We start from the raw sequence: 26,104 nt of genomic DNA on the forward strand, positions 1-26,104 counted from the left end.
CCTGGGCCTGACTTATTTTGGTCGCGCCCAGAGCTTATATACCCAGCTAATAAGGCCTATCGCCCAAAATGGTTGCCCGATGCATTACTCGGCGATTGGGTAAATAATCCAAAACTGCATAATGCTGAGTAATGCGGTTATCCCAAAAAGCAATGTCATTCACGCGCCATTGCCAGCGAATGCTGTAGGCTGGCTGTGTACTGTGAGCAAAGAGAAAAGCTAGCAAGGCATCACTTTCTGCTGTTGAAAGCTCATTAATGCAGCGCGTAAAACCTTGGCTGACAAATAAGCCCTTCTCCCCGGTTTGTGGATGTATACGAATAACTGGATGGGACACCGGAGGATTATTCTGAGTGACCTGCTGATAATGCCTTTTTTGTTGGGGATCAATGGCAAAGCGCGCCTCAGGAAATGACAAACTAATATCATGGGTTGCGCTTAATCCTTCTAATAATCGCTGCATCGGCGCCGACAATCCTTGATAAGCCGCGCTACTGCTGGCCCATAACGTATCACCACCCACTGCTGGTAAAATTTTGGCAGACAAAATAGCTCCCATTGCTGGCTTAGCTAGAAAGGTAACATCCGTATGCCACAACGCATTATCGGTTAAGTCTGTCAGCTCAGTATCTAGCACAATAATCTCCGGCTGCTCAGCGACTTTTGGAAAAATAGGATGCACGTGTAGCATGCCAAACTGCTCAGCTAAGTGCTTTTGCTGCGCCGGCGTAATCGGCTGATCGCGAAAAAAGAGTACTTGGTACTGAAGCAGTGCTTGTTCCAGTTGTTGTTTAGTGGTCAAGGATAACGGCTGGCTGAGCTGTACCCCTTGCACTACTGCACCTAGTGCAGGGCTTAACGGTGTGATCTGTAATGGCATAATAACGCTCTACTCTTAATAGTTTTTTCCATACCAAGGCACCCAACGTTGCTGTAACCAACGCAGCACCAACTCTAAACTAATGGCAATCAGGCCAATCAAAACAATGCCTAGAATCACCACTTCGGTGACTAAAAACTGCGATGCCGACTGCACCATAAAGCCCAAACCTTCTGTTGCAGCAATCAGCTCTGCTGCGACCAAGGTTGACCAACCCACCCCCAAACCAATGCGGATACCGACTAAAATTTCTGGCAGTGCACTGGGCAAAACAATCCAGCGCGTTTGCTGCCAAGAGCTTGCTCCTAAACTAGCGGCAGCCCTGAGTCGACTAGGTGACACTGCTTTGACTGCATTGGCAGTAGCAATTAAGACTGGAGCAAAGATCGCAATAAAAATTAGCAAAACCTTAGACCCCTCACCAATCCCTGCCCAAATAACTATTAATGGCAAATAGGCTAAGGGCGGAATCGGCCGAAAAAATTCGATGATTGGATCGACTAAGCCCTTGAGCAACGGCCAACGCCCCATGGCAATACCTAAAGGAATAGCAGTGATTAATACCAACAGTAGCGCTTGAGTTATGCGCCACAGGCTCATGCCAATATGGGTCAGTAATCCAACACCCATATACCCTTGCTGCAAAATCATCCACAAGCGCTGTAAGATGCTGTGTGGACTAGGCAAAAACAGTGGATCCAGCCAACCCACGGCACTCACCCACCACCAGCAGCCCAATAAGCTAGTAATACTGATCAGGCCAAGAACAAGTGCTGTAGGTCGTTTCACCGCCTTAGCTGAGGCGTATTTTGATTTTGGTAAACTGCAGGCCAGCGCATAAGCAAAGTTCATGCTGCCTCCGATGAATAAGCGGCAAGAATCTGCCCTAAGAGTAATTCGCGCTTTGCAATAAATGCTGCCGAAGACTTCAGCTCTCGAATTGTTGCGCCTTGAACAAAAAGCTGCGAGAAATCCACACTGAGTTGCTGAGCAATCTGGCCTTGGTTCGTCAGCAGCAAAATATCTGTGGCTAAAAACAAGGCCTCTTCGACATCATGGGTAATTAATAGCATCGGGGTGCTAGTTAACTGCCAAACCTCAAGCAATAGCTGCTGCATTTGCTCCTTAGCTAACAGGTCTAAAGCAGCAAAGGGTTCATCTAGCAACAGTAACTTAGGTTCAGCAGCAAGCGCCCTTGCTAAGCTCACCCGCTGTTTTTGCCCACCAGAGAGCTGCCAAATCTGGCGCTCAGCTAAAGCCTGCAAACCCACTCGATGCAGCCAGTACTCAGCCTGCTGTTGGCACTGTATCGCCGGTAACTTAGCCAAACGCAATGGCAAAGCGATATTTTGCAATACATTCAACCAAGGCAATAACGTATCCGCTTGCGCCACCACGCCACGCTCTACACTCGGTCCAGTAATCGCAACCTGATTGAGTAATAGGTCTCCTGCTAAGGGGGACTCAAACCCCGCCAGCAAATTAAGTAACGTAGTCTTGCCACTTCCTGATGGCCCCAAAATGACCAACAGTTGCTGTGATTTAAGGCTAAAACTCAGATCCTGTAATACCCGCTGTGCCCCGTAACTGGCACTGAGCTGCTTTACTTGTAGCTCTGTCATCTTATTGCTCCTGCAGTTCAACGACAAAATCAGTGGTAATGTAAGCCGAATAATCCGCAAGCCGTTTAGTTAGCTGTCCCTGAGCGTGTAAAAAATCAGCGGTATCAGCCATTGCTTTTGGCAAGGTCTGAGTTAACAGCGCAGCCTGCTCGGCGCGTACAGGAAATTGATTACCTGCAAGTAACTGCGCTATATCGCTGCTCTTGGCACCAGAAACCCGACTGATCAACTGCAATTGCTGCGGATCATCCAGAAACTGAGCGGTATTTTCACGATAGTTGGCATAACTTTGCAGTACTGTGTCAGTAAAGTCTGTTACTGCTTGCGGGTAAGCTTGGGCAAACGCCTGGCGTACAACCCAAACATCTAACACTGGGGATTGGTTGGCGGCTAAGTCAGCCGCAGACAGCAACACTTGGCCTGTTTGTTTGGCTACGCCTAAGGCCGGATCCCAAACAAAAGCACCATCAATATCCCCGCGCTGCCAAGCTGCCACAATGGCTGGTGGATCCATATTCAGTAAACTAAGCGTGCGTGGCTCTACTCCCCATAACTCTAAAGCTTTAAGCAAACCGTAATGACTGGTAGAAACAAAGGGCACGGCAATCTTTTTGCCGACTAAATCTTCTGGCTGTTTGATGCCAGCTCGTACCACTAAGGCTTCAGCATCACCTAGCAGCTCAGCGACCAAAATTGCCTGTAACGGTACATCACGACTAATAGCCGCAGTAAAAGGACTAACGCCAAGATAGCCGATTTGAACTTGCCCAGAAGCTAAAGCTTTGACTAAATCAGCGCCGGTATTAAAGCGCTGCCAATGCAGCGTTGCTTGTGTGTTTTTTTCAAACTCTCCCTGAGCTTGAGCCAGAACACTGGGTTGCACTCCCGTTTGGTAACCAATAGTTAGCTCGGCCGCCAAAAGTGCCGTTGCAGAGAAACTTAAAGCGACGGCGATTAATCTGTAGCTTGAACGAGTAAAGCGCATAACTTATTACCTTTGGCTATATAATTTCAAATCTTCATAACCAAAGTTAAAGCAATCTAGTAAGCGCTCCAAATGATAAAATCATCTGTCGTTAGAGTTTTTTTCGTTTTACCCGTCAACTCCTGACTCACCACCTCTAGCTCTCAAATCACTCAGTAGATATTGCTGGTGGTAAAATCCGTCCTTCTTCATGTACCCAAAATAAGGTAGCGCCAGCCACAGCCGCTGGCATTGCCAGTAAGTTAAAAATGGGCACCATAATGGCCAAATAAGTAATGCCACCAAAACTTAAACTTTGTAAGCGCTTTGCCCGTAACCAATGCAGCATATCGCTCCAAGCAAGTTTGTTATTGTCCGCTGGGTAGTCAATGTACTGCACTGCCATCATCCAAATGTTAAACAGCAGCCATAGCGGTGCGGCTAAAATATTAACCCCAGGAATAAAAGATAAAATTAATAAGCCCAGAGCTCGTGGTAAAAAATACGCCAACTTACGCAGCTCCCGCGCCATGGTGCGTGGCACCATCGCCAGCAACTCAGCAGTATCAAAAGGCGGAAAATGATCTTCACCACGCTCGATTACTTCAACTTTTTCCGATAAAAAACTATTAAAAGGCGCGGCAATTAAATTGACCAAGGTGGTAAAGGTAAAAAAAATCACCAACATAATCAGTAATACAAAAATAGGCCACATCAGGTATTCAAGAAAGCTCAACCAACTAGGAATAGTCGCCATTAAGCGAGCAAGCCAGCTGTTAAAAAAATGCGCTGAGTAGTACACCATAGCAATGAAAAAGCTCAGGTTAATCAGCAGTGGAATCGCCACAAAGCGGCGCAAACCGGGTTGTTTAATGTAGCTAAAGCCCCGTTTGAAATACTCAGGGCCACTTAGTACCGGTGTACTCATGGGTTTATCCTTATGCGGTTATAGCCTGCGACAATCGGTATCAGCGCCTTTTTATCGATAGGCATTGGTGTAATCTAGAGGGCTAATTATGCCTGACTCCTGATTTTGTTAGAATAACTGCATGTACAGGCTTTAGCTGCGGTTTGTTACGGGAACCGGTTAATACTTGCTTAACCTAAACGTTTAAGTATCAAAGCAAAAAGTGGATCAGCGACACATCATTAGTTATTAGCTGCTCCCTCCCCTAACGGCTGCAGCACTAGAATTTATCTTTATTTTTGGAGTGTTTTAATGTCTACAACTCGTCATGCACGTGTCATTATTTTAGGTTCAGGCCCTGCTGGCTATAGCGCGGCGGTCTATGCAGCTAGAGCAAACCTCAAACCACTACTGATTACTGGCCTGCAAGCTGGCGGCCAACTAACCACTACCACTGAAGTAGATAACTGGCCAGGAGACTTTGAAGGACTGACAGGTCCGGCTTTAATGGAGCGCATGCAAAAACACGCCGAACGTTTTGAAACAGAAATAGTTTTTGATCATATTCATACGGCGCAGCTACAAGAAAAGCCTTTTACTTTAATTGGTGACAGTGGCAGTTACACCTGTGATGCACTGATTATTGCCACCGGTGCCAGTGCCCGCTATTTAGGGCTACCTTCAGAAGAGCAATTTATGGGTAAAGGTGTTTCAGCTTGCGCTACCTGCGATGGTTTTTTCTATCGTGGGCAACAGGTGGCAGTGGTGGGTGGCGGGAATACAGCTGTCGAAGAAGCGCTGTATTTAGCCAACATCGCCGAAAAGGTCACCTTAATCCATCGTCGCGATACCTTCCGCGCAGAAAAAATTCTGCAAGACAAACTGCAAGCCAAGGTTGCTGAAGGTAAAATTGAGTTAAAACTTAATGCTCAAGTAGAAGAAGTGCTGGGCGATAACCGTGGAGTTACCGGGGTGCGCTTACTAAATAATGATGGCAGTCATAGTGAGCTGAGCATTACTGGAATCTTTATTGCCATTGGCCACACCCCAAACACTGATATCTTCCAAGGCCAACTTGCAATGAAAGATAACTACTTGGTAGTCAAAAGCGGCCGCGAAGGTAACGCCACAGCAACCAGTATCGACGGTGTATTTGCCGCAGGCGATGTCGCAGATGATGTGTATCGTCAAGCCATCACCTCGGCCGGTGCTGGCTGTATGGCTGCGTTAGACGTAGAGCGCTACCTCGAAGGCAACTAATAACACAGAGTTTCAACCAGCGAACTAACTGCTCGCTGGTTGAAACTCTAGATTACTCGCCCTGCAGTTTGCGGTTATATTGAAAACGCCAGCGCGTATAGAGCATAGCACTCACAAATAACCCCACACTCAATAAGATCTCTATCATCCCTAGCCAAAAACGACTGGGATCTAGCGTCGCAACTACTCCTTTAATAAAGTACAGGTTAACAATAAAACACATCCAGGCATGGGCCCGTGCATTGCCCAGCAAAATTCCGGGCAAAACTATCGCCAGTGGCACTAATTCAATCAGCATAATGACCCAAGTACGGGCCCCATGCAGATTGGCATAAAACAAATTCCACACTGCCAATAAAACCACTAAACCTAGAACAAAGATAATGCTCAAGCGATGGCTTAGTTTAAGCCGTGGCTGCAGCCACTCTAGCGAAGGTAACGCTTTTTTAGCCTTAGCCATTTTATCGCTCCAACTGTCGGGCAAGATGCCCAACCCGCTCACCTAAGGTTTTACAGATGGCAATTTCATCTTGATCAAGCGCACGCTTAGAATCTGCTCCAGCTAAATGACTGGCGCCATAGGGTGTACCACCCGCTTGTGTATTGAGTAAGGCCGGTTCACTGTAGGGCACTCCGGTAATTAACATGCCATGGTGCAGCAAAGGCAACATCATACTCAGCAGCGTTGTTTCCTGCCCGCCATGTAAGCTTGAGGTCGAAGTAAACACTGCCGCGGGCTTATTCACTAAAGCCCCGGTCAGCCACAAACTACTGGTGCCGTCTAAAAAGTATTTAAGCGGCGCTGCCATATTACCGAACCGAGTCGGGCTGCCTAGCACCAAGCCTGCGCAATGCTGCAGATCTTCTAAGCTGGCATAAATATCGCCCTCTGCTGGAATACTCGGTGCCACCGCCTCACACTCTGTAGAAACAGCCGGCACTGTTCTAATTCGGGCTTCAATCCCTGCTTGTTCAATACCACGGGCAATGTATTTGGCCATTTCTGCGGTTGCCCCAAAGCGGCTGTAATACAACACTAAAACATAGGGCGTAGTCACGGCAAAATCTCCAAAAAGTTTTCAGTGGGACGACCTATCGCTGCGCGCTCACCAACCACTAAAATGGGGCGCTCAATGAGTTTAGGATGCTTTGCCATAGCTTGAATCAATTGCTGCTCCGATAACTCAAGATTGGCTAAATTAAGCTCTTGATAAATTGCTTCGCCTTTACGCATTAACTCTCGTGCACTCATGCCCAACTTACTTAATAGTTCAGTCAGCTGCAACTCGCTTAACGGCTGCTCAAGATATAGCACCACTTCTGGCGTGATCTGCCGTTCTGCAAGAAACTCAACGGCCGCCCGTGACTTACTGCAGCGTGGATTATGATACAAAATAATGTCGCTCATAGTGCCTCCTAAAGTGTGTTCTTAGCTTACGTAAAGGCTTAGTTAAATTGTTATAGCTATTCTACCGTTTAATCCGCTAAGGTGCCTCGCCCCTGAAGAAATTCGCCAATCGCTTTACACTATGCCTTTCCATCTAGCACTTATAGGATGACCTTTGGATGAAAAAGTTACTGCTCGGCTGCATAGCCTTACTATTATCGGCCTGCATGCAACCTCTTGATATGGGTAACGATCAAACGGGTGAGCCCATTTTGGTGACTGATTTAGCCGGGCGCTGGCTGGTCATTAATTACTGGGCAGAATGGTGTGCACCTTGCCGGCGAGAAATTCCTCAACTCAACCAACTGGCTGACTCCTTAGCGGCCAGTAACGTCAAAGTATTTGGGGTTAATTATGATCAACTCCAAGGTGATTTTTTAAAGCAAGCCAGTGAGCAAATGGGCATTCAGTTTAGGGTTTTTCAAGAGGACCCCGCTGCTCGTTTTCGCCTAGAAGCGACGGATCGCTTGCCAGTCACTTACCTGATTCATCCTGATGGTGAAACCATTGCTCGTTTATTGGGCGAGCAAACAGCCGAGCAAATTATCGAGGCCTTAGTTCGCATGGGCTGGAGCAGAAAACCGGAATAACGGCTATTTATGCTTTTCTCTAGCCCTACAGCGGGTGCTCGACTACAATCAGCATCTACATTCAATTTTCAAACCACTAGGTAGCATTACATGTCTTTTTCTGAGCAACTAAACCAACTGCAAGTTTTTCTAGACGCCGACGACCTGCATGATGAAGCGCTCGATTTTATGGCGTCTAATGGCTACTTAACCGCCTTGTGCATTTCTCCGGTAAAGATGCCGCAACGAGAATGGATTGATGAGCTATTTGCTGAAGAACCCGCTTATCAAGATGCCAATGAGAAAGCCCAAATTGAAGATGCGTTAGTTCAGCTAAAAAATCAGATTGCGCGTCAACTAGCCAGTGATGACGATATGGAGTTGCCATGCGAGCTGTACCTTGGCGACGACCCCGACCTCAGTGACCTGCGCAGCTGGTGCATTGGCTTTATGGAAGGCGTGTTTATGGAAGAACAAGCATGGTTTGCTAAATCAGAAGATGAAGTCAGTGAGCTCTTACTCCCAATTATGGTTGCCTCTGGTTTATTTGATGATGAACCAGAGTTTGCTGACTTCTTAAAAGATGATGAGTTGGTTGACAGTATGATTGAGCAAATCCCCGAGATTTTAACGGCGCTGTTTTTACTGTTTAATGCCCCCGACGAGAAGCCGGCCTTGCTTAAACGATAAGCAATGAATCACTAGATTCACCTCTAGATATCTAATTAAAAAGCGGTAATCACCGCTTTTTAATTGATCGAGTTTAGACTTAGCTTTTATTGCTTGGTTTCTTGTCCATCCTGCTGTTGACTGCGTAATAATGCAGCCGCTATACCTGGGGTATTTTGCTGTTTTTCATAATCTAGCATGCTTTGTAAACGTTGATTACGTGTCGCGATCGCTTGTTCTTGCATTTGCTGCTGTTGATCTAACATCAAGTAATCCCGCAGTTTTTCCACATTGGCGCGATACTCTGGATTAGTAAATAACTTAGCTAAACGTTGCATAGGAACTACGCGCTTACGCTTAATTACCTCACAAGACTCCGCATTGGGGTTGACTGCTGAGTATTCCCAACTCGGCTTATAATCACTCGGCGCTTGACAGTTCCAAGCGGAAAACCGCTTTAGCACAGCGTCATATTGATCAGGGTTAAACGATAAGGCCTGATCGATGCGTGCCGCACTATTCACTGCTAAAAAGTTCAGATAAGGCACAGGCGAGGCTTCACCCTTACCCGCTGGCGGATACTTATCAATATCAGCTTCAGTGCGTAAAATTGCCGCATAAAATAGTAACCCTGCATCCTCTAAACGCTCTAACTTAAAGGCGGTATTAGCGGCAATATAGAGTTTTTCTAACTCTAAACGCTGAGCATTTTGCAGCACATAATTCACTTGTTGCTGCTGCTCGGCTTGAGATGCATTAAAGCTCGCAAAGGGCTGAGTTTTATCCCAGGCTAGAGGCGTAACTTTACTAGCTGATACTTTCTGCTCAGGAGCATTCTGGCTGTTACTGTCCTTGGTGCCAAACCCTGCGTTACAACCAGCAACGGCTAATGCCACTGCTAGCGAAAGTCCAGCATAACGTAATTTCTTCATAGTCCTTCCCTATTGCATTCTGTTGTGTAATTCGTACAGATAAAGGCTGTTTATAAGCATAAAAGTTCAGTTAAAACTCTGTAACCAAGCGCAAATCAAAGGATTATTTATGGTTTTTCAACCACAATTAACTCTGCAGTCGTGGGCTGCACTAACTGCTTAGTTAAGGCATGATTTTGTTCAGTTAAAGTTTTTACTTCATTACGTAGTTTACGATTACTCAAACGCAAACGACTAAGCGGTAACCAAGTAAATATCGGGCTTAAAATCAAGCCCAAAATTAGAGAAAAAGTGATATACAAAGCAACTGGTAATTCTGGCGTGCTGTATTTAAAGAGATGCACACTGACTGGCGCCCGGTTCTCTAAAATAAATAAAATCACCACCGCTGCTAACAACAGTGCCACCACTAACAAAATAACTTGTTTAAACTTTTTCATCATCCGTCCTATCTGCTCATTCTGCGCTACAGGTTAGTTCACCACTGGCAGTATAGCAGCAGTGACTTTATGTTCGTCTGGCTTAGTCATTCACTCGCTCGCGTAATTCTTTGCCGGGCTTAAAGTGCGGCACGTACTTAGCCGCCAAAGGCACTCGCTCACCCGTTTTAGGGTTGCGCGCCATACGTGGGGCTCGATAATTTAATGAAAAACTACCAAACCCTCTCACTTCAATGCGCTCGCCTTGAGCTAACGTTTTTGACATCAACTCCAACAGTTCTTTAATCGCTTGATCCACATCACGCACCATTAAATGCGGATGCTGGTTAATAATCCGGTCAATTAATTCTGATTTAGTCATGACAGCCTCCATCTAGGATTGCACTAGGCCTTTGAGGTCAGCCTACTCTTGAGCACTCGGCACTGCTTGCTTAGCTTATAGCGATGCTTAGCCTCCTGAGTTAGTCATACAAAATACATTACAATTCAATTAGTTACTAGATTTAGTTAGCAGCTACAAAAACGCCCTGCATGGCAGGGCGCGGGTTATTCTAGTTAAGCTAAGGCACAGCCACTAGTAATAAGCGTTTTCACGATTAGAGTGATCGGTTACATCACGCACCCCTTTAAGCTCTGGTATACGCTCAAGCAAGGTTTTCTCAATACCTTCTTTAAGGGTAAAATCTGCCTGACCACAGCCCTGGCAACCGCCACCAAACTGTAAAATCACCACCCCATCCTCAATATCAATTAACTTTACCTGCCCGCCATGACTGGCTAAACCGGGATTAATCTCGGTTTGCAAATAGTAATTAACTCGTTCAGTTAAAGGGCTATCATCATTAATCATGGGCACCTTAGCATTGGGTGCTTTAATGGTTAGCTGACCACCCATACGATCGCTGGCATAGTCAACCACCGCATCTTCTAAAAAAGTTTCACTGACGCCATCAATCCACGCGGTAAACTCAGCAAAAGCCATGGGTTTATCTTCTGGTTTTTGCTCGCCAGGACGACAATAAGCTAAGCAGGTTTCAGCATAAGGTGTGCCCGGCTGGGTAATAAAAATACGCACACCAATACCTGGGGTATTTTGATCTTTCAGTAAGTTAGCTAAATATTCTTGAGCTGACTCAGTAATTGTAATTTCACTCATCAATAAACCCTCTTAAACAATGCAGTTAGTGTACGCACTCTGCGTGCAAGAATAAAGACCTAGTAAATTGCTCGGATTTAACTTAACTGGATCTGTGCAAAGCTGTCTACTGTTGGGTAATCGCCCAATACACCGCCCTCACGGGCTAAGCCGTAAACCTGCATTCCTGCGGCAGTTGCAGCATCTAACTCTTGTACTACATCGGATAAAAATAAAATTTGCTCAGGTGCTACTCCAACTTGCTGACTAATGGCCAGATAGGATTCCACCTCACGCTTATGCCCTACGGTAGTATCAAAGTAACCCGAAAATAATGGCGTTAGATCACCGGCCACAGAGCAACCAAAAATTAATTTTTGCGCTTGTACTGAGCCAGAAGAGTAAACATAAAGTGGGTACCCTTGAGTATGCCAAGCACGCAATTGCTGTACCGCATCGGGATACACATGGCCTTTAATTTCCCCTGATAAATACCCTTGCTGCCAGACCATGCCTTGCAATGCTTTTAACGCCGTGCTTTTAACGTCTTGCTCAATCCACTCCAGCAGTAGCTCGATCACCCTTGCTAAATCAGCTTCAGGCTCTTTGGCCTCGATTCGGACCGCTTGAATCTGTTGCGCCACTTCTACTGTTTGCTGATGACTCTGCAAAAAAACAGGTAAATGCTGTTTAGCGTAAGGAAATAACACCTCAAACACAAAGCTCACCGCACTGGTGGTGCCTTCAATATCGGTGACAATGGCTTTAATGGTCATAAAAAATCCTCAAGCCGCGGAAACTCATCGGCAATCGCATCACCGCTAAAGTTAGCCACCCAACCCTCTGGATTATTAAATAAGCGCACCGCCACAAAGTGCGGCCGCTCACCCATATCAAACCAATGCTTAACTCCAGCGGGCACTGAAATTAGATCACCACGACGACACAGCACTACATACACTAAATCTGCGATATGCAAACTAAATAAGCCTTGGCCAGCAACAAAAAACCGTACCTCATCTTCTGCATGCTGATGCTCACTTAAAAACTTTTGACGTAAGGTTTCACGCTCTGGATGCTTTTCATCCATGCTAATTACATCAACAGTTTGATAGCCTTGCTCTTGTTGCAAGCGCTGAATCGGTTCGGCATACGCGGCTAAGACAGCTGCTGGATCAGTCCCTGCCTGAATACTTGAAACGGTCTGCCACTGCTCAAAACGAACCCCCACCTTACCCAGCTCGGTTTGAATATCTTCTAAATGATTGAGCAGTTTAATTGGCTGAATAGGCTCATTCGATAAATAAATAGCTAAGCAACTCATACTAAATTCCTACTGTATAAATCATTAATTAACGCAAGCTACGCAGCTTTAACTCACAGGCAAATAAAAACTCAAACGCCTCTAAATGACGTAGCGTTTCTTGCATACTTGTACCCCACGTATATAAACCATGACCACGTATCAGGTAACCGGGGCAGATAGGATCAGTCGCCAACCAAACAGCTACTTGCTGCGCTAGCTCTGGAATCGTTTGATTATTTTCAAAAATTGGCAGGTAAAGGGTTGATTCATGGGTAGTGATCCCGTGGAAGGCTTTTTGCAACTCATAGCCCTGCAATACCAATTGCTCACCTTGCTCTAACCGAGAAAGCACCGTGGCATTCACCGAGTGGGTATGTAACACCGCCATTACTTCTGGTTTCCACTGATAAAGCTGGGTATGCAGTAAAGTTTCGGCCGAAGGTTTTTTGCCCGGCTCTAAACTTACGCCCTGCCAATTCACCGCCAGCAAATCATCGGCAGTTAATTGACCTTTATGCTTACCAGAAACCGTTAGCAGTGCTTGCTCTGAGTTAATCCGATGGGAGTAATTACTGCTAGTGGCCGGCGACCAGCCCTGCTGATACAAAAAGTGACCGGCCTCAATCAATGATTGAGCCATGGCTTCACGGGTTATTAATCGACTCACGAGTTGGTTCCTGTGGTAAAAAACGCAGCGCCAACCCAACGGCTAGCAACGCGATAATAGCGGCAATGTAATAGGTAACGGTAGGGCCTAAGCTGCTCCAACTATAGCCCGCATATAATGCACCTAAAGCCGCCCCTGCACCTGAAGCAGACACATAAAAAGCTTGGGCCTGCCCTTGAAATGCCGTGGGCATATTTTTTTGAATAAACTGCATCGCCGCGACATGAAAACTACCAAAGGTGGCAGCATGCATCAGTTGCGCAACTAATAGCCAAACCAGGTATTCAGCAGCAGTACCTAAAATTAGCCAGCGCACGGCAGCAATAACTAAACTAGCCATGAGCACCTGGGTTAGGCTAAAGCGGTTAAGTAAACGTGGCATCAACATAAAGATGCCAATTTCTGCCAACACCCCTAACGACCAAAACCATCCGGCCCAAGCTCTTGGATAGTTTAATTGCTCTAAATACAGAGTTAAGAACGTATAGTAGGGTCCGTGAGACAGCTGCATTAACCCAATTAAACCGTAAAACGCCAAGTATTTAGGCTGCTGTAACTCTCGTAAAAAGGCTTTAAATGAGCTTCTTGCTGGATGGCGTGCTTCATTGGACTGCATCTTTGGTGGCTCTGGCACCAATAAACTGCTGAGGAAAATACCCAGCATCACGCTAACCACCGTCAGCGGATAAATTCCAAGCCCTACCCCAGCAAACACATAACCAAAGACAATTACAAATAACAAAAAGCCTACCGAGCCCCACAGCCGCAGCGAGCTATAACGCGCGGTATCAGTTCCAAGGTGGCTAAAGGTAATAACTTCAAATTGCGGTAAAATCGCATGCCAAAAAAAAGCATGCCCCAGCATCACCAAGGCTAATCCATAATAATCTTGTCGAAAAAAAATCAAGCTAAAAAAGACCAAGGTACAGGCAGCCCCTACCCGTACAATTCTCAAACGCTGACCTGTTTTATCACCAAGCCAGCCCCATAGATTAGGCGCTAAACAGCGCATCAACATCGGGATAGCCACTAATTCTCCGATGCGCTCGGGACTAAACTCAAGGTAATCGAGGTACAGTGGCAGAAAAGGTGCAGTGGCGCCTAATAAAGCAAAATAAAAGAAATAAAAGCTTGATAGGCGCCAATACGGCAACTCAGGCTGGGCCATTGACTAATTATTGCTGAGTTAAAATGGGAGTACTCACCTGCACTTCGGCGTTTTGCCCGCGTTGACGCAGTAAGTGATCCATTAACGTAATTGCCATCATTGCCTCAGCAATAGGCGTCGCCCGGATCCCTACACAAGGATCATGCCGACCTTTAGTAATCATCTCGACTGGTTCACCGTCTTTGGTGATGGTGCGGCCTGGCGTAGTAATACTTGAGGTTGGCTTAAGGGCTAAATGTGCAACAATCAGTTGCCCTGAAGAAATGCCGCCTAAAATGCCACCGGCATGGTTGGTGACAAAGCCTGCAGGCGTCAGCTCATCGCGGTGCTCGGTGCCACGCTGGGCAACACTGGCAAACCCATCCCCAATTTCTACACCTTTTACCGCATTAATGCTCATCAAACTGTGTGCTAGCTCAGCATCTAAGCGATCAAATACTGGCTCACCAAGCCCAGGCTTGACCCCTTCAGCAACCACAGTAATCTTTGCTCCCACGGAGTCCTGATCACGGCGTAACTGCTCCATATAGCGCTCAAGCTCAGGCACTAATTGAGCATTGGGACTAAAAAATGGGTTTTGCTCAACAAACTCCCAGCTTTGAAAAGGAATTTCAATTGGCCCTAACTGACTCATAAATCCACGAATTTTAATCCCTTGGGTCGCTAGGTATTTTTTCGCAATCGCTCCTGCAGCCACACGCATCGCAGTTTCACGGGCACTACTGCGCCCACCACCACGATAATCACGCTCACCGTATTTATGATGATAGGTATAATCAGCATGGGCTGGACGAAATAAATCTTTAATCGCTGAGTAGTCTTTAGACTTTTGATCGGTATTGCGAATCAACAAGCCAATTGGACAACCGGTGGTTTTACCCTCAAATACTCCTGATAAAATTTCCACACTATCGGCTTCATTGCGCTGAGTGGTATAGCGACTAGTACCGGGACGACGACGGTCTAAATCCAACTGCAAATCTTCAGTAGATAAAGGCAAGCCAGGTGGGCAACCATCCACAATTGCCACCAAAGCAGGCCCATGACTTTCACCGGCGGTGGTGACTGTAAACAACCGCCCAATACTATTACCCGACATACTCGCCGCTCCCCAATAAAATAGCGCCAGTATAGGTAACCCGTAGCAAAATAACTATATAAAAGCACGGATTAAGCCCAGAACGGCTAATGCTGAATCATTTGAACAATTTAATTTACAACAGGCTTTCTTCACGCCCGTCCATCATGTTGCGCTTGAGCAACACATAGACTGCGCCAGCCCCGCCGTGCTTAGCTTGGCAGGAACAAAAGGCCAGTACCTGTGGATGCTGTCGTAGCCAGGTATTGACATGGCTTTTTAGCATGGGTTTAGAGCCATCAAGCTTAGCTGCTTTACCATGGGTAATGCGTACACAGCGTACTTCAAATTGCTTAGCTTCAGCTAAAAAATCCCACAACAGCGTACGGGCTTGCTCAACGCGCATCCCATGTAAATCAATTCCCCCTTCAAAGGGAATCAAACCCGCTTTTAAGCGCCGAATCTGAGCATCTTGCACCCCTTCGCGCTTCCAAAACAATTCTTCTTCTGGGGTAACATCTAAAATAAACTGATCCGACAAACCATCCACCACCGTTACTTCGGTGGCCGTAAGTGCCCGCTGGCGGTTTAACTGAATATTTTGCCGATCTTGTTTAGCTTTACCGGTATCGGCTTGATCCACCTTAATCCGGCGCACGCCCTGCATTTGCTCGGCAAACAGAGAAAAATCATCATCACTCATAACCACTACCTTTTATTTCAGTGACGGCTATCTGCCTAAGTTCTTCAATTACAAACGAAAACGCCCCAGACAAGCTAGGGCGTTTTTAACTCTAACGAGTGAGATTACATTTTAGCAATCATCGCATCGCCAAACTCAGAGCAGGATAATAAAGTCGCATCATCCATTAAACGCTCGAAGTCGTAAGTTACTGTTTTCTCACCGATTGCACCATTAATACCTTTGATCACTAGATCAGCAGCTTCGGTCCAACCCATGTGACGCAGCATCATTTCTGCTGACAGAATCAATGAACCTGGGTTCACCTTATCTTGGCCCGCATACTTAGGCGCTGTACCGTGCGTTGCTTCAAACATTGCAACGTTATCAGACAGGTTAGCACCTGGTGCAATACCGATACCGCCTACTTCTGCTGCCAGCGCATCAGATAGGTAATCACCGTTCAGGTTAAGGGTTGCAATCACATCATACTCTGCTGGGCGCAGCAGAATTTGTTGTAGCATCGCATCGGCAATGGCGTCTTTAACGATAACGTTTTTGCCAGTTTTTGGGTTCTTGAACTGCATCCAAGGACCGCCATCTAGCAATTCTGCACCAAACTCATCGCGCGCTACTTCGTAACCCCACTCTTTGAAGGCACCTTCGGTGAACTTCATGATGTTACCTTTGTGCACGATGGTTAATGAATCACGATCATTGTCCACTACGTATTGCAGGGCTTGACGCACTAAGCGCTTAGTTCCTTGCTCAGAAACAGGCTTAATACCAATACCACAGCCTTCAGTGAAGCGGATTTTGGTCACACCCATTTCTTCGGTTAAGAACTTGATTACTTTTTCTGCTTCAGGGGTACCTGCTTGCCACTCAACACCCGCGTAGATATCTTCTGAGTTTTCACGGAAGATCACCATATCTACATCTTGCGGACGCTTAACAGGGCTAGGCACACCGTCAAACCAGCGTACTGGACGCTGACAAACGTACAGGTCTAACTGCTGACGTAAAGCAACGTTTAATGAACGAATACCACCACCCACTGGCGTGGTTAATGGACCTTTGATTGATACAACGTAGTCACGTACTGCATCTAATGTTTCTTGTGGCAACCAAGTTTCTGAGTCGTACACCTGAGTTGCTTTCTCACCCGCGTAAACTTCCATCCAAGAAATTTTACGCTGACCGTCGTACGCTTTTTCTACTGCAGCGTCGACCACTTTAATCATTACAGGGCTAATATCTACACCAATTCCGTCACCTTCGATGTATGGAATAATTGGATTATTCGGTACATTTAAGGACATATCGGCATTTACAGTGATTTTGTCACCGGCTGGCACTTGGATCTTTTGGTATCCCATGCTGGACTCCGTCTTTACGTGGTCGTTTACTGTCACGCGTATAGCCTGACAGATGAAATCTTGATCATGCAGTGTTCAGCTTTGCGTTGGCTAAACGCTGCTCCCTTAGCGTGTTACTTCAGTCAAAGCCTGTGTTTAAAGGATACATGCTTTATCTGTAGGACAAATGTAGCGATAAATTCTAAGCACTACATTTTTTCTAGCTTTTAACAGCGACTCATTATGCCATAGAGTCCAAATAAACTCTAAGGCTTAATCGACTTAGCATTTAGTGTAAGCTCTTAGATTCGCTAAAGATTATTGCTTTTGTCGAGCAATTTTCTCCATTCTTCCATGTAATTGTGACGCTTTAACTACGCCTATGAAATTCACTCCCCATATCACCGTTGCCTGTGTGGTGCATCAAGCGAATCGCTTCTTATGTGTACGTGAAATCAGTCGCGGACAAGAGGTAATCAACCAACCGGCCGGCCACCTTGAGCAAGACGAAAGTCTAGTGCAAGCCGCCCTGCGTGAGACCTTAGAAGAAACCGGCTGGCAAGTTACCATTACCCACCTAATTGGGATCTATCTTTACCAAGCAGCTAATGGCGTCACTTATCAGCGAGTCTGTTTTGCGGCCACACCAATAAAACAAATTACCGATGCCGAATTATCAGCGGAAATTATTCAGCCTCAATGGCTAACCCGTGAAGAGTTACTGGCATTAAAGCCCTTATGGCGTAGCCCACTACTGCTAAAAAGCATTGATGATTTTCTGGCTGGCTCATTGTATTCGCTTGAGCTCTTAAAAGGCATCACACAACATACAGCACTCTGAATAAGCAGACTTGAGGATTAGCCATTTCCTTCTAAAATTAGTACAGACCTATACTAAGCTGATGCCAAACAACGTTTTGGCAAAAGCTCAGCCTTACAGAAGAGCAAGCTAAAAGGCGAGTTCTCATGAAATTAAACGTGCTTCGTATAGCCTTACTATACTTCACGCTTGGTTGGCCAGTTGCCCATGCCAGCGCGATTCAAAAGACCATGCATGCTGATGGTCGTGTCGAGTTTACCAATGCGCCCAAAAGTTCAGCACAAGCTAGCTCTGGTACCACCACAGTGTATAAATACCGCCACAATGGGGTGGTTGCCTTTAGCGATAACCGGCCGAAAAACACCCAATTTGAAGTCTTACGCTTTGACTGTTATGCCTGTAATGTGAATTCTAGCGTTAACTGGCGTACCACTGCCCTACACACCCAGCAATATGATCATCATATTCAGCGTTACGCTAAATACTATAATGTTGATCCTGCTTTGGTAAAGGCAGTCATCCATGCTGAGTCGGCTTTTAACCCCAATGCACGCTCACGGGTTGGCGCTCAGGGTTTAATGCAATTAATGCCAGCCACTGCCGCTGAGTTAGGTGTCATTGATGCCTATGATCCCGAGCAAAACATTAAAGGTGGGGGTTAAGTATTTAGCCCAAATGCTCAAGCACTTTAATAATGACACCCGCTTAGCCACGGCGGCCTATAACGCAGGGCCCGGCGCAGTCATGCGCTATAACGGAATTCCGGCTTACGCTGAGACCCAAGCCTATGTCAATCGGGTCGGAATTCTCATGGATCGCTACCGTTAACCCTGCGACTAATCCGCCTTAAGCTAAAGCGTCGGTGTTTTTTCGCTTGAGCTCTGTCAAAATAGCCCCATCTAGTTAACTAACATCTATTAGTAAAGGTTTTTTCATGCGTAAATATTCTTCATCTACTTTAAAGCTTTCTATTCTTGCCGCCTCACTGTCGATTTTGGCTGGTTGCGGCAATGACGATAACTTCGATCAGCAATACATCGCCGAACCCTTAGCCACCACCGAAGAGCAAGAAGAGCTCCGCGCCTACTTAGCCGAAGCGCAGGTTAAAGATCCTAGCATTGTTGATGCGTACTTCACCGAAGATGAAAATGGCAACCGTGTAGTTGAACTGATCCGTGAAAACCCAAATGCTACCAGTGACTCTGATCGCTTTATTAGCACCATGCTCGCTGCAGGTACCGGGGTGCTGTTAGGTAGTTTAATTGCCAACGCCATGAGCGGTATGGGCAAATCCAAAACCACCTCTGCCGCCGGTTATCAGCAAAGCCGCAGCCGCGCGCAATCCATGGCCAGCGGTGCTAATCGCGCCTCTTCAGTGTCTTCATCAAACCGTGCCACTGGCAGTAAAGCCAGTACCAACCAGCGGGCCTTTAATAAATCTAATTCTGGTCGCTCTACCTCACGCTCTGCGTTTGGGGGCTAAACCATGGGCGCCATTATTCGCAACATTGGCTCGGCACTCTCGGACTCAGATATTGAGCAAATACTTGCAGACTACTTTGAGCATGAGATTCCCTACACCATTGCGATGTGTACCGATGAGTCCTTACAAGAGTACCGCGCTGACTTAGTACGCTCACTGCAAAACACCCTAGAAGTCGACATAAACGCCGCCCAATCATTTGAGGCGCAAATGGAAGAAGTGTGCCAAGTATTTGAAACGGCCCTGACCAAGCTATTTAGCCTGCCCAATGAACAGATTAAGCAGTGGATGCTTGGTCCTACCCTCAGCAAGCATCCTTACTTTATCGACTATGCTCGCGCCACCTGGCAAGAGCGCCAGCCTGCGGTATCAGGGCGCTTTGATATGATGGTTAATGCTGAAGGTCAGCTGCAAGTCATCGAGTTTAATGGCGACACCCCTTCGATGTACGCCGACTCCCTGTACTTTACCAATGCCGTCGGTGAGCTGTTAGAGCGCGATACCTTTAATAGCCACTGGGAAGAGTCACAAGCGGTGGTAAATGAGGGCTTTCGCCAAGCCAGAACCGTTGCCGCATTAGGCGAGAATTTAGATATTGTTTCTGAAGATACCGCCACCATTGAATACATGGCCAGCCTGCTCTCAAAAGAGGGAGAGCGCAAAACCTTTATTTTAAATAAAGATCAGCTGGACTTTGAGTTGCTCGACAACAGTTTTAATATCATCGATGAGCATGGCACACGCTATAACCTAGATTTAATCTATGCGCTGATTCCTTGGGAAGAGTTACTCGAATCCGGCCATTCATCGATTTTTACTGGATGGGAATACTGGTATCAAAAAGTGCGCTTTGTCGAGCCTGCCTGGCGCTGGTTTATGTCAAATAAAGGCTTTCTGGCGTTTGTTACCGATCTTATTGAACACAATGAACTCAGTGTCAGCGACAACTTTGCCTTAGTACCGACGTACCTTGACCCTAGCCGCTTAGCAGGCAAGCGTTACATTGCTAAAGATGCGTTGGGACGTGGTGGCGATGGGATTCAGGTAATCGATGCAAATCAGCAGCTGCTTTATGATGAAACCGAATACTATGGCGGTGCGCCGGTGTATCAAGCGTATCTTGAGCACTATCCGCTAGATCAGTATTCAAATCTGATTGCCTGTATGTGGGTCAGTAGCTACAAAGAACAGAATAAGTTTCATATGAGCCCATCTACCTTGGCTTTTAGGATTATGCCTAAATCTGAGTTAGTCACCCGAACCGGCTATGAACTATTTGCCCCCCATGTGCTAAGCGAAGCTTAACATGCGCCATGGATGTTCAACTAAAGCCCACTTTGTGGGCTTTATGCTCTCTGGCGGCGTTTGGAGTTAACTGTGTCTGCTTTGTATCTGCGTCTTGCTTTACCTTCACCGTTGCGACGGCTCTTTGATTACTTACCGGGTAATGCCGTAGATCCCATGCAGTTACAACCGGGCATTAGAATCAAGGTTCCCTTTGCTAACCGCGAGCTGATTGGCATTTTGGTTGAAGTGGTTAGCCACAGCGAAGTGCCGCAAAATAAACTAAAACCGATTGTGGCTGTGCTCGATCAAACGCCGCTTATTCCCAAAAGCTTATTTAGCCTCTGCCAATGGAGCGCCAAGTATTATCACCACAGCCTCGGTGATACCTTTAACTGGGCGTTGCCGGTGTTACTGCGCCAAGGCGAAGCCGCCAGCAAAAAACCTAGTCTCTTCTGGCACGCCCTCCCCGATGCCCAGGTTACCGATCCTGCCATTGCTAAAGCGCCCAAACAGCAGTACGCCCTTGCCACCCTATTGCAGCACCCCCAAGGTCTTGCCCATACGCAACTGGGGCAATTTGGGTTAAGCAAAGACTTGCTCGATAAACTGGCCAGCAAACAGCTTGCCGTCTGCCGCGAGCAAGTATTTAACCTGGCGCAAAAGCCACGTCCAACGCTTGCCCAGCCAGAGTTAACGCTCAATGAGCAGCAACAAGCCGCTTTAGCGGCTATTTTAGATAAGTTGCAGCAGTTTCAGGTGTTTTTATTGGCCGGGGTGACCGGAAGCGGTAAAACCGAAGTTTATCTACAAGCAATTAAACATTGCTTGGCCCAAGGCCAGCAAGTGCTGGTGTTAATTCCAGAAATTAACTTAGGCCCACAAACCATTCAGCGTTTTAGCCAACGCTTTAAGGCCAAGATTGCTCTGCTTAATTCTGAAGTGAATGATCGCCAGCGTTTAGACGGTTGGATCGAAGCGAACAGCGGTGAGGCGGATATTGTCATTGGTACCCGCTCGGCGCTGTTTACTCCAATGCCCAACTTAGGCCTGATTATTATTGATGAAGAGCACGACAGCTCCTATAAGCAGCAAGAAGGCTTGCGCTATCACGCCCGTGATGTGGCGATTGTGCGGGCCATGCAAGCGAAGATTCCAATTGTTTTAGGCTCGGCGACCCCATCCCTAGAAAGCCTCTACAATGCCCAACAAGGCCGCTATACGTTACTCAAGCTAACGCAACGCGCTGGCCAAGCGGCTGAGCCTAGCTTTATTCGGTTAGATATTAAACACTTGCCACTGGATGCGGGTATTTCCCAAGCGCTGCAAAAAGAGATGCGCCAGACTTTAGCTGCAGACCAACAGGTGCTGGTGTTTTTAAACCGCCGTGGCTTTGCCCCAGTCTTGATGTGCCACGACTGCGGTTGGATTAGTCACTGCCATGCCTGCGATGCTCGCTTAACCTTACATCAACGCTATAACGAATTACGCTGCCACCACTGCGGCCATATCGAGCCACGTCCACACCATTGCCCTAAGTGCCAACATCTAGACTTACGCCCCATTGGCAGCGGCACTGAACGCACCGAAGAACGCCTAGCCATTATGTTTCCAGATACTCCGGTGTTACGCATTGATCGAGACAGCACCGCACGCAAAGGCGCTCTGCAAGGCATGCTTGAAATTATTAACCAAGGCCAACCCTGTATTTTGCTAGGCACGCAAATGCTGGCTAAAGGCCATCACTTTCCGAAAGTGACCTTGGTGGCAATTTTAAATGCCGATGGTGGATTATTTTCTGCCGATTTTCGCGCCAGTGAATACATGGCGCAACAGATTCTGCAAGTTGCAGGACGCGCCGGACGCGCGGCTGAACCGGGCCGGGTGATTATCCAAAGCCACCTTGCCGATCATCCGCTATTGGTGCAACTCACCGAGCAAGGTTACTTTGCCTTTGCTAAACAAGCCCTAGAAGAACGTCGCCACGCCCTGATGCCGCCATTTAGTCATCTGGTGTTACTGCGCGCAGAATCAGTCAAGCCAGAGCAAGGGCATTTATTTCTTGAGCAGGCCCATGCCTTGGCTGAACAGCTGCAGCTGAGCTTAGACTGTCCTGAAGTTGAACTGCTAGGCCCAGTACCTGCCCCCATGGAGCGGCGTCAAGGCCGCCATCGCGCACAGTTGCTACTGCTAAGTACCCAGCGCACCCAATTGCACTGTTTAGTGAACGCCTTAGTGCATAATTTAGAGCCTTTACCCAGTGCCCGAAGTGTACGCTGGTCTGTTGATGTTGACCCAATCGAGCTGTTTTAATTAATCCGACTTGAAGAGCAAGGGCAAAGCCACCGATAATAGCCCGTTTTTAGCATCGTGCGTCATCGACTATTTAGAGCCTATTTATGAAAAACCACATCCGTCATCTCGTTCAACACGCCCTTAATCAACTGACTGAGCAAGGAGTTTTACCGAAGGAGCTGACTCCCAATATTCAAGTAGAAAACACCCGCGATAAAGCGCACGGTGATTTTGCTTGTAATATTGCGATGATGTTGGCGAAGCCGGCGCAAATGAAGCCGCGCGATCTGGCCGAAAAAATTATTCAAGCTCTACCCCAAGATCCACAAATTAGCCAAGTGCAAATTGCCGGACCTGGCTTTTTAAACTTTTTTCAAAATAGCCAAGCCTTAGCCGAGCGCCTTGATGCCGCCTTAGCCGATGAGCACCTAGGCATTGCTAAAAAATCACCGGCGGAAACGGTGGTGATTGACCTTTCCTCACCCAACTTAGCCAAAGAAATGCACGTCGGCCACCTACGCTCAACCATTATTGGTGATGCAGTAGCCCGGGTTTTAGAGTTTTTAGGCGATCACGTCATTCGCCAAAACCACGTCGGCGACTGGGGCACTCAATTTGGAATGTTGCTGGCTTATATGCAAGAGCAAGGCGCTGATAGCCAAGCTGAGTTAGCTGACCTTGAAGAGTTTTACCGCGCAGCAAAACAACGCTTTGATGAGTCACCTGAGTTTGCCAACCGTGCCCGTCAACTTGTAGTTGCGCTGCAAGCTGGGGATGAGGATTGCCTGCGCCTATGGCAGCGCTTTAATGAGGTCTCACTCAATCACTGCCAAGCGGTTTATGATCGCTTAGACGTTAAACTGAGCATGGACGATGTAAAGGGTGAAAGCTTTTATAACCCTGATTTAGCCACTATTGTACAAGAGCTAAAAGATCAAGGCTTACTCACCGAAGATGCCGGTGCCCAGTGCGTGTTTATGGATGAGTTTAAAAACGCCGACAACGATCCCTTACCGATCATTGTGCAAAAAGCCGATGGTGGCTATCTGTATTCCACCACTGACCTTGCGGCAATGCGCTATCGCAACAATCAACTGCAGGCCGATCGAGTACTGTATTTTGTTGACCAACGCCAAGCACTGCACTTTCAAATGGTCTTTAGCCTAGCCCGCTTAGCAGGCTTTGTGCGCCCAGCGATGCAATTAGAGCACATGGGCTTTGGCACCATGAACGGGGCCGATGGCCGTCCGTTTAAAACCCGTGATGGCGGCACCGTTAAGCTGATTGATTTATTAGATGAAGCCGAACAGCGCGCCTATCAGCTAGTTAAACAAAAGAACCCTGAACTCAATGAGGATGAGCTGCAACAAGTGGCTCATTCTGTGGGAATTGGCGCAGTCAAATATGCTGACCTCAGCAAACACCGCAGCAGCGACTACAGCTTTAACTTTGAGCAAATGCTGAGCTTTGAAGGAAATACCGCGCCTTATTTACTCTACGCTTACACCCGGGTTGCCAGTGTGTTTCGTAAAGCCGGTTTAACTATGGATGCAGCCCTGCCTGGCAGCATGCAATTAGAAGCTGAGCAGGAGCTAAGTTTGGCCAGCAGTCTGGCGCGTTTTGCCGAGGTACTGCAGCAAGTTGCCGACAAAGGCACACCCCATACCTTATGCACCTACCTGTACGATTTAGCTGGACAATTCTCAAGTTTCTACGAAAATTGTCCCATCTTAACCGCCGAGCAAGAAAGTACTCAGCACAGTCGTCTACGACTAGCGGCCTTAACCGGACGTACTTTAAAACAAGGACTTGAATTACTCGGCTTAAATACTTTGGAGCGTATGTAAGCAATGGCTGCCCGTAAAAAAACTACCGCCCGCAGAGGAGCAAGCCGCTCTGCGGCCACTCCGGTGAAAAAACCTGTGTCGCCGATTATTTGGATTGCCTTAGGCGGCATGATTGTGTTTTTGATCAACTTGCTTAGCAATCTTAAGCCAGGTGATGAGTCAATTCAGCGCCCAACGGATGAAACCGCAGGCACAACTCAACCCTCTACGCCAAAAACAGACGCACCCACCCCAGACACAACTAAGCCTAAGTTTGAGTTTTATACGTTGCTGTCTGAGTCAGAAGTGATTGTGCCGGCCGAAGCCTTACCAGAAAAAGCACCTCCGGCGCCAACTAAAGCGGAAGAAGCAGCCAAGCAAGAGCAAGCCCGTGAAGAGGCACGCAAAGCCGATGCTGCAAGAGCCTTGGCGATTTTAGAGGGTAAAACTCCACCGCCACCACCGGCCAAACCTAAGCCAGAACCGACCACGCTGTACTACTTGCAAGCGGGTTCTTTCCCTACTCGCGATAAAGCCGATAGTGTGCGCGCGCAAATTCTAATGACCGGCCAAAGTGTGCGCATTGAACAAGGGGTCGTTGCCGATAAAACTTGGCACCGTGTGTTAGTTGGTCCTTACGCTAGCCAAGATCAAGTGAAAGCAGCACAAAAAACCTTATCTGCCAGTGGTTTTAATAGCTTACTGTTACAGCAGCGCAAAGGGGGCTAGCCCTCACCAAGCCCGCCTCACCGCGGGCTTTTTTATTTACCTGCCGCGCTCAACCCGCTGCCCCTAGTTGCTGGCGGCTTACTTAAGGATCTTTAGCATGGAAAAAGTGGTCATTTTGGTGGATGTGCAAAATATCTACTACACCACCCGCCAAGCCTATCAAGCCAGTTTTGATTACAACCAGTTTTGGCAACAGGTAACGGCTAATCGCCAAGTGGTTAAAGCCATTGCCTATGCCACCGAACGCGGCGATGAAAAACAGCGGCAGTTTCAAAATATTTTACGGGCCATTGGTTTTGAGGTAAAACTCAAACCCTTTGTTAAACGCGCCGATGGCAGCGCTAAAGCCGACTGGGATGTGGGCATCACCTTAGATGCGCTAGAGTACGCGCCCTTAGCTGACACTCTGGTATTGGCTTCCGGCGATGGCGATTTTGATTTACTGCTAGAAAAACTCAAACAACGCCATCAAACCCAGACGGTGGTTTATGGTGTGCCGCCGCTTACCGCATTATCTTTAGTGCGTGCTGCCGATAGTTTTATTGCAATTGATCAGTCGTTATTACTGCCCCGTTAATCCAGC

The 26,104-nt window shown here is 47.2% G+C and carries 31 protein-coding genes; 12 read left to right on the top strand and 19 right to left on the bottom strand.

The annotated features are described in order from the left end of the window. Positions 1 to 46: 46 nt before the first annotated feature. The 5 genes from tauD to cysZ all read right to left on the bottom strand — a co-directional run bounded on the left by tauD (position 47) and on the right by cysZ (position 4,394). Positions 47 to 880 carry a taurine dioxygenase gene (tauD, locus tag AKN87_RS04825; RefSeq protein ID WP_053102658.1) on the bottom strand — a complete coding sequence of 278 codons (834 nt, stop codon included), beginning with the start codon at positions 878 to 880 and terminating at the stop codon, positions 47 to 49. A gap of 15 nt (positions 881 to 895) precedes the next feature. Continuing rightward, positions 896 to 1,732, bottom strand: coding sequence for an ABC transporter permease subunit (locus AKN87_RS04830; RefSeq protein WP_053102659.1), 837 nt, complete (start codon positions 1,730 to 1,732; stop codon positions 896 to 898). Beyond that, positions 1,729 to 2,502, bottom strand: a complete 774-nt coding sequence (locus AKN87_RS04835; RefSeq protein WP_053102660.1) for a taurine ABC transporter ATP-binding protein — start codon at positions 2,500 to 2,502, stop codon at positions 1,729 to 1,731. Before AKN87_RS04835 ends, AKN87_RS04830 begins: the two co-directional genes overlap by 4 nt. 1 nt (position 2,503) lies before the next feature. After that, positions 2,504 to 3,487, bottom strand: coding sequence for a taurine ABC transporter substrate-binding protein (tauA, locus tag AKN87_RS04840; protein ID WP_053102661.1), 984 nt, complete (start codon positions 3,485 to 3,487; stop codon positions 2,504 to 2,506). Positions 3,488 to 3,635: 148 nt separating this feature from the next. Continuing rightward, positions 3,636 to 4,394, bottom strand: coding sequence for a sulfate transporter CysZ (gene cysZ, locus AKN87_RS04845; RefSeq protein WP_053102662.1), 759 nt, complete (start codon positions 4,392 to 4,394; stop codon positions 3,636 to 3,638). A 291-nt stretch (positions 4,395 to 4,685) separates the two neighbouring features. Between cysZ and trxB the strand changes: the two genes are divergently transcribed. Beyond that, entirely contained in the window at positions 4,686 to 5,633 is a 948-nt protein-coding gene (gene trxB / locus AKN87_RS04850) for a thioredoxin-disulfide reductase (protein WP_053099941.1), read from the top strand. Positions 5,634 to 5,685: 52 nt separating this feature from the next. Here trxB and AKN87_RS04855 read toward each other — a convergent pair whose 3' ends face one another. The 3 genes from AKN87_RS04855 to arsC are packed head-to-tail and all read right to left on the bottom strand — an operon-like array spanning position 5,686 to position 7,041. Then, positions 5,686 to 6,093, bottom strand: coding sequence for a DUF2069 domain-containing protein (locus AKN87_RS04855; protein ID WP_053102663.1), 408 nt, complete (start codon positions 6,091 to 6,093; stop codon positions 5,686 to 5,688). A gap of 1 nt (position 6,094) precedes the next feature. Continuing rightward, the gene (wrbA, locus tag AKN87_RS04860) at positions 6,095 to 6,691 is read right to left on the bottom strand and encodes an NAD(P)H:quinone oxidoreductase (RefSeq protein WP_053102664.1); all 597 of its coding nucleotides are present in this window, start codon (positions 6,689 to 6,691) and stop codon (positions 6,095 to 6,097) included. After that, entirely contained in the window at positions 6,688 to 7,041 is a 354-nt protein-coding gene (gene arsC / locus AKN87_RS04865; RefSeq protein WP_053102665.1) for an arsenate reductase (glutaredoxin), read from the bottom strand. Before arsC ends, wrbA begins: the two co-directional genes overlap by 4 nt. Before the next feature lie 158 nt (positions 7,042 to 7,199). Here arsC and AKN87_RS04870 point away from each other — a divergent pair, with 158 nt between their 5' ends. Together AKN87_RS04870 and AKN87_RS04875 are read left to right on the top strand one after the other, a co-directional pair. Then, the gene (locus tag AKN87_RS04870) at positions 7,200 to 7,670 is read left to right on the top strand and encodes a TlpA family protein disulfide reductase (protein WP_053102666.1); all 471 of its coding nucleotides are present in this window, start codon (positions 7,200 to 7,202) and stop codon (positions 7,668 to 7,670) included. 90 nt (positions 7,671 to 7,760) lie between these two features. Next, positions 7,761 to 8,339 (top strand): YecA/YgfB family protein, encoded by a 579-nt coding sequence (locus tag AKN87_RS04875; protein ID WP_053102667.1) that lies wholly within the window; start codon positions 7,761 to 7,763, stop codon positions 8,337 to 8,339. A gap of 86 nt (positions 8,340 to 8,425) precedes the next feature. Here the strand turns inward: AKN87_RS04875 and AKN87_RS04880 are convergent, their stop codons facing one another. The 11 genes from AKN87_RS04880 to icd form a co-directional block, all read right to left on the bottom strand. Further along, on the bottom strand, positions 8,426 to 9,250 hold the full coding sequence (locus tag AKN87_RS04880; RefSeq protein ID WP_053102668.1) for a hypothetical protein: 825 nt from the start codon (positions 9,248 to 9,250) through the stop codon (positions 8,426 to 8,428). 107 nt (positions 9,251 to 9,357) lie between these two features. Next, on the bottom strand, positions 9,358 to 9,690 hold the full coding sequence (locus tag AKN87_RS04885; RefSeq protein ID WP_053099981.1) for a LapA family protein: 333 nt from the start codon (positions 9,688 to 9,690) through the stop codon (positions 9,358 to 9,360). 82 nt (positions 9,691 to 9,772) lie between these two features. Next, positions 9,773 to 10,051: an integration host factor subunit beta gene (locus tag AKN87_RS04890; RefSeq protein ID WP_053099985.1), complete on the bottom strand. Its 279-nt coding sequence runs from the start codon at positions 10,049 to 10,051 to the stop codon at positions 9,773 to 9,775. A 213-nt stretch (positions 10,052 to 10,264) separates the two neighbouring features. Continuing rightward, on the bottom strand, positions 10,265 to 10,846 hold the full coding sequence (nfuA, locus tag AKN87_RS04895) for a Fe-S biogenesis protein NfuA (protein ID WP_053099987.1): 582 nt from the start codon (positions 10,844 to 10,846) through the stop codon (positions 10,265 to 10,267). Positions 10,847 to 10,923: 77 nt separating this feature from the next. Then, on the bottom strand, positions 10,924 to 11,601 hold the full coding sequence (gene mtnC, locus AKN87_RS04900; protein WP_053102669.1) for an acireductone synthase: 678 nt from the start codon (positions 11,599 to 11,601) through the stop codon (positions 10,924 to 10,926). Further along, positions 11,598 to 12,149 carry a 1,2-dihydroxy-3-keto-5-methylthiopentene dioxygenase gene (locus AKN87_RS04905; RefSeq protein ID WP_053102670.1) on the bottom strand — a complete coding sequence of 184 codons (552 nt, stop codon included), beginning with the start codon at positions 12,147 to 12,149 and terminating at the stop codon, positions 11,598 to 11,600. The genes mtnC and AKN87_RS04905 overlap by 4 nt, the downstream gene beginning before the upstream one ends. A 28-nt stretch (positions 12,150 to 12,177) precedes the next feature. After that, a complete protein-coding gene (locus AKN87_RS04910) occupies positions 12,178 to 12,771 on the bottom strand; it encodes a methylthioribulose 1-phosphate dehydratase (protein WP_053102671.1) in 594 nt (197 codons plus the stop codon). A gap of 4 nt (positions 12,772 to 12,775) precedes the next feature. Further along, a complete protein-coding gene (locus AKN87_RS04915) occupies positions 12,776 to 13,966 on the bottom strand; it encodes an MFS transporter (protein WP_053102672.1) in 1,191 nt (396 codons plus the stop codon). A gap of 7 nt (positions 13,967 to 13,973) precedes the next feature. Next, positions 13,974 to 15,065, bottom strand: coding sequence for a chorismate synthase (gene aroC, locus AKN87_RS04920; RefSeq protein WP_053102673.1), 1,092 nt, complete (start codon positions 15,063 to 15,065; stop codon positions 13,974 to 13,976). 115 nt (positions 15,066 to 15,180) lie between these two features. Then, on the bottom strand, positions 15,181 to 15,747 hold the full coding sequence (locus AKN87_RS04925; protein WP_053100002.1) for a Smr/MutS family protein: 567 nt from the start codon (positions 15,745 to 15,747) through the stop codon (positions 15,181 to 15,183). Between the two features lie 104 nt (positions 15,748 to 15,851). Beyond that, entirely contained in the window at positions 15,852 to 17,105 is a 1,254-nt protein-coding gene (gene icd, locus AKN87_RS04930; RefSeq protein ID WP_053100003.1) for an NADP-dependent isocitrate dehydrogenase, read from the bottom strand. Between the two features lie 361 nt (positions 17,106 to 17,466). Here icd and AKN87_RS04935 point away from each other — a divergent pair, with 361 nt between their 5' ends. The 9 genes from AKN87_RS04935 to AKN87_RS04970 all read left to right on the top strand — a co-directional run bounded on the left by AKN87_RS04935 (position 17,467) and on the right by AKN87_RS04970 (position 26,098). Beyond that, a complete protein-coding gene (locus AKN87_RS04935; RefSeq protein WP_053100004.1) occupies positions 17,467 to 17,925 on the top strand; it encodes an NUDIX hydrolase in 459 nt (152 codons plus the stop codon). 125 nt (positions 17,926 to 18,050) lie between these two features. Further along, on the top strand, positions 18,051 to 18,566 hold the full coding sequence (locus AKN87_RS12485) for a lytic transglycosylase domain-containing protein (protein ID WP_269414722.1): 516 nt from the start codon (positions 18,051 to 18,053) through the stop codon (positions 18,564 to 18,566). After that, the gene (locus AKN87_RS12490) at positions 18,526 to 18,732 is read left to right on the top strand and encodes a lytic transglycosylase domain-containing protein (protein WP_269414724.1); all 207 of its coding nucleotides are present in this window, start codon (positions 18,526 to 18,528) and stop codon (positions 18,730 to 18,732) included. The genes AKN87_RS12485 and AKN87_RS12490 overlap by 41 nt, the downstream gene beginning before the upstream one ends. Positions 18,733 to 18,838: 106 nt before the next feature. Further along, complete coding sequence (locus tag AKN87_RS04945; RefSeq protein ID WP_053102674.1) at positions 18,839 to 19,387, top strand: hypothetical protein; 549 nt, start codon at positions 18,839 to 18,841, stop codon at positions 19,385 to 19,387. Between the two features lie 3 nt (positions 19,388 to 19,390). Then, on the top strand, positions 19,391 to 20,692 hold the full coding sequence (locus AKN87_RS04950; protein WP_053100008.1) for a glutathionylspermidine synthase family protein: 1,302 nt from the start codon (positions 19,391 to 19,393) through the stop codon (positions 20,690 to 20,692). Positions 20,693 to 20,764: 72 nt separating this feature from the next. Beyond that, positions 20,765 to 22,984 carry a primosomal protein N' gene (locus tag AKN87_RS04955; protein ID WP_053102675.1) on the top strand — a complete coding sequence of 740 codons (2,220 nt, stop codon included), beginning with the start codon at positions 20,765 to 20,767 and terminating at the stop codon, positions 22,982 to 22,984. A gap of 86 nt (positions 22,985 to 23,070) precedes the next feature. Then, positions 23,071 to 24,813: an arginine--tRNA ligase gene (gene argS / locus AKN87_RS04960; protein WP_053100011.1), complete on the top strand. Its 1,743-nt coding sequence runs from the start codon at positions 23,071 to 23,073 to the stop codon at positions 24,811 to 24,813. A gap of 3 nt (positions 24,814 to 24,816) precedes the next feature. After that, complete coding sequence (locus AKN87_RS04965) at positions 24,817 to 25,521, top strand: SPOR domain-containing protein (protein ID WP_053100012.1); 705 nt, start codon at positions 24,817 to 24,819, stop codon at positions 25,519 to 25,521. A gap of 97 nt (positions 25,522 to 25,618) precedes the next feature. Continuing rightward, positions 25,619 to 26,098: a LabA-like NYN domain-containing protein gene (locus tag AKN87_RS04970; RefSeq protein ID WP_053100013.1), complete on the top strand. Its 480-nt coding sequence runs from the start codon at positions 25,619 to 25,621 to the stop codon at positions 26,096 to 26,098. Positions 26,099 to 26,104: the final 6 nt, after the last annotated feature.

The sequence above is a fragment of the Thiopseudomonas alkaliphila genome (assembly GCF_001267175.1).
Classification (GTDB): Bacteria; Pseudomonadota; Gammaproteobacteria; order Pseudomonadales; family Pseudomonadaceae; genus Oblitimonas; species Oblitimonas alkaliphila.

What these genes read in the sequence shown, in the direction of transcription:
- AKN87_RS04890 (WP_053099985.1), bottom strand. Translation starts at nt 10,051, where the DNA reads ATGACTAAATCAGAATTAATTGACCGGATTATTAACCAGCATCCGCAT.
- AKN87_RS04950 (WP_053100008.1), top strand. Translation starts at nt 19,391, where the DNA reads ATGGGCGCCATTATTCGCAACATTGGCTCGGCACTCTCGGACTCAGAT.
- AKN87_RS04945 (WP_053102674.1), top strand. Translation starts at nt 18,839, where the DNA reads ATGCGTAAATATTCTTCATCTACTTTAAAGCTTTCTATTCTTGCCGCC.
- AKN87_RS04835 (WP_053102660.1), bottom strand. Translation starts at nt 2,502, where the DNA reads ATGACAGAGCTACAAGTAAAGCAGCTCAGTGCCAGTTACGGGGCACAG.
- AKN87_RS04905 (WP_053102670.1), bottom strand. Translation starts at nt 12,149, where the DNA reads ATGAGTTGCTTAGCTATTTATTTATCGAATGAGCCTATTCAGCCAATT.
- mtnC (WP_053102669.1), bottom strand. Translation starts at nt 11,601, where the DNA reads ATGACCATTAAAGCCATTGTCACCGATATTGAAGGCACCACCAGTGCG.
- tauD (WP_053102658.1), bottom strand. Translation starts at nt 880, where the DNA reads ATGCCATTACAGATCACACCGTTAAGCCCTGCACTAGGTGCAGTAGTG.
- icd (WP_053100003.1), bottom strand. Translation starts at nt 17,105, where the DNA reads ATGGGATACCAAAAGATCCAAGTGCCAGCCGGTGACAAAATCACTGTA.
- AKN87_RS04965 (WP_053100012.1), top strand. Translation starts at nt 24,817, where the DNA reads ATGGCTGCCCGTAAAAAAACTACCGCCCGCAGAGGAGCAAGCCGCTCT.
- AKN87_RS12490 (WP_269414724.1), top strand. Translation starts at nt 18,526, where the DNA reads ATGCCTATGATCCCGAGCAAAACATTAAAGGTGGGGGTTAAGTATTTA.
- cysZ (WP_053102662.1), bottom strand. Translation starts at nt 4,394, where the DNA reads ATGAGTACACCGGTACTAAGTGGCCCTGAGTATTTCAAACGGGGCTTT.
- argS (WP_053100011.1), top strand. Translation starts at nt 23,071, where the DNA reads ATGAAAAACCACATCCGTCATCTCGTTCAACACGCCCTTAATCAACTG.
- AKN87_RS04875 (WP_053102667.1), top strand. Translation starts at nt 7,761, where the DNA reads ATGTCTTTTTCTGAGCAACTAAACCAACTGCAAGTTTTTCTAGACGCC.
- tauA (WP_053102661.1), bottom strand. Translation starts at nt 3,487, where the DNA reads ATGCGCTTTACTCGTTCAAGCTACAGATTAATCGCCGTCGCTTTAAGT.
- arsC (WP_053102665.1), bottom strand. Translation starts at nt 7,041, where the DNA reads ATGAGCGACATTATTTTGTATCATAATCCACGCTGCAGTAAGTCACGG.
- AKN87_RS04915 (WP_053102672.1), bottom strand. Translation starts at nt 13,966, where the DNA reads ATGGCCCAGCCTGAGTTGCCGTATTGGCGCCTATCAAGCTTTTATTTC.
- AKN87_RS04885 (WP_053099981.1), bottom strand. Translation starts at nt 9,690, where the DNA reads ATGAAAAAGTTTAAACAAGTTATTTTGTTAGTGGTGGCACTGTTGTTA.
- nfuA (WP_053099987.1), bottom strand. Translation starts at nt 10,846, where the DNA reads ATGAGTGAAATTACAATTACTGAGTCAGCTCAAGAATATTTAGCTAAC.
- AKN87_RS04855 (WP_053102663.1), bottom strand. Translation starts at nt 6,093, where the DNA reads ATGGCTAAGGCTAAAAAAGCGTTACCTTCGCTAGAGTGGCTGCAGCCA.
- trxB (WP_053099941.1), top strand. Translation starts at nt 4,686, where the DNA reads ATGTCTACAACTCGTCATGCACGTGTCATTATTTTAGGTTCAGGCCCT.
- AKN87_RS04910 (WP_053102671.1), bottom strand. Translation starts at nt 12,771, where the DNA reads ATGGCTCAATCATTGATTGAGGCCGGTCACTTTTTGTATCAGCAGGGC.
- AKN87_RS04830 (WP_053102659.1), bottom strand. Translation starts at nt 1,732, where the DNA reads ATGAACTTTGCTTATGCGCTGGCCTGCAGTTTACCAAAATCAAAATAC.
- AKN87_RS04935 (WP_053100004.1), top strand. Translation starts at nt 17,467, where the DNA reads ATGAAATTCACTCCCCATATCACCGTTGCCTGTGTGGTGCATCAAGCG.
- AKN87_RS04925 (WP_053100002.1), bottom strand. Translation starts at nt 15,747, where the DNA reads ATGAGTGATGATGATTTTTCTCTGTTTGCCGAGCAAATGCAGGGCGTG.
- AKN87_RS04880 (WP_053102668.1), bottom strand. Translation starts at nt 9,250, where the DNA reads ATGAAGAAATTACGTTATGCTGGACTTTCGCTAGCAGTGGCATTAGCC.
- aroC (WP_053102673.1), bottom strand. Translation starts at nt 15,065, where the DNA reads ATGTCGGGTAATAGTATTGGGCGGTTGTTTACAGTCACCACCGCCGGT.
- AKN87_RS04870 (WP_053102666.1), top strand. Translation starts at nt 7,200, where the DNA reads ATGAAAAAGTTACTGCTCGGCTGCATAGCCTTACTATTATCGGCCTGC.
- AKN87_RS04970 (WP_053100013.1), top strand. Translation starts at nt 25,619, where the DNA reads ATGGAAAAAGTGGTCATTTTGGTGGATGTGCAAAATATCTACTACACC.
- AKN87_RS12485 (WP_269414722.1), top strand. Translation starts at nt 18,051, where the DNA reads ATGAAATTAAACGTGCTTCGTATAGCCTTACTATACTTCACGCTTGGT.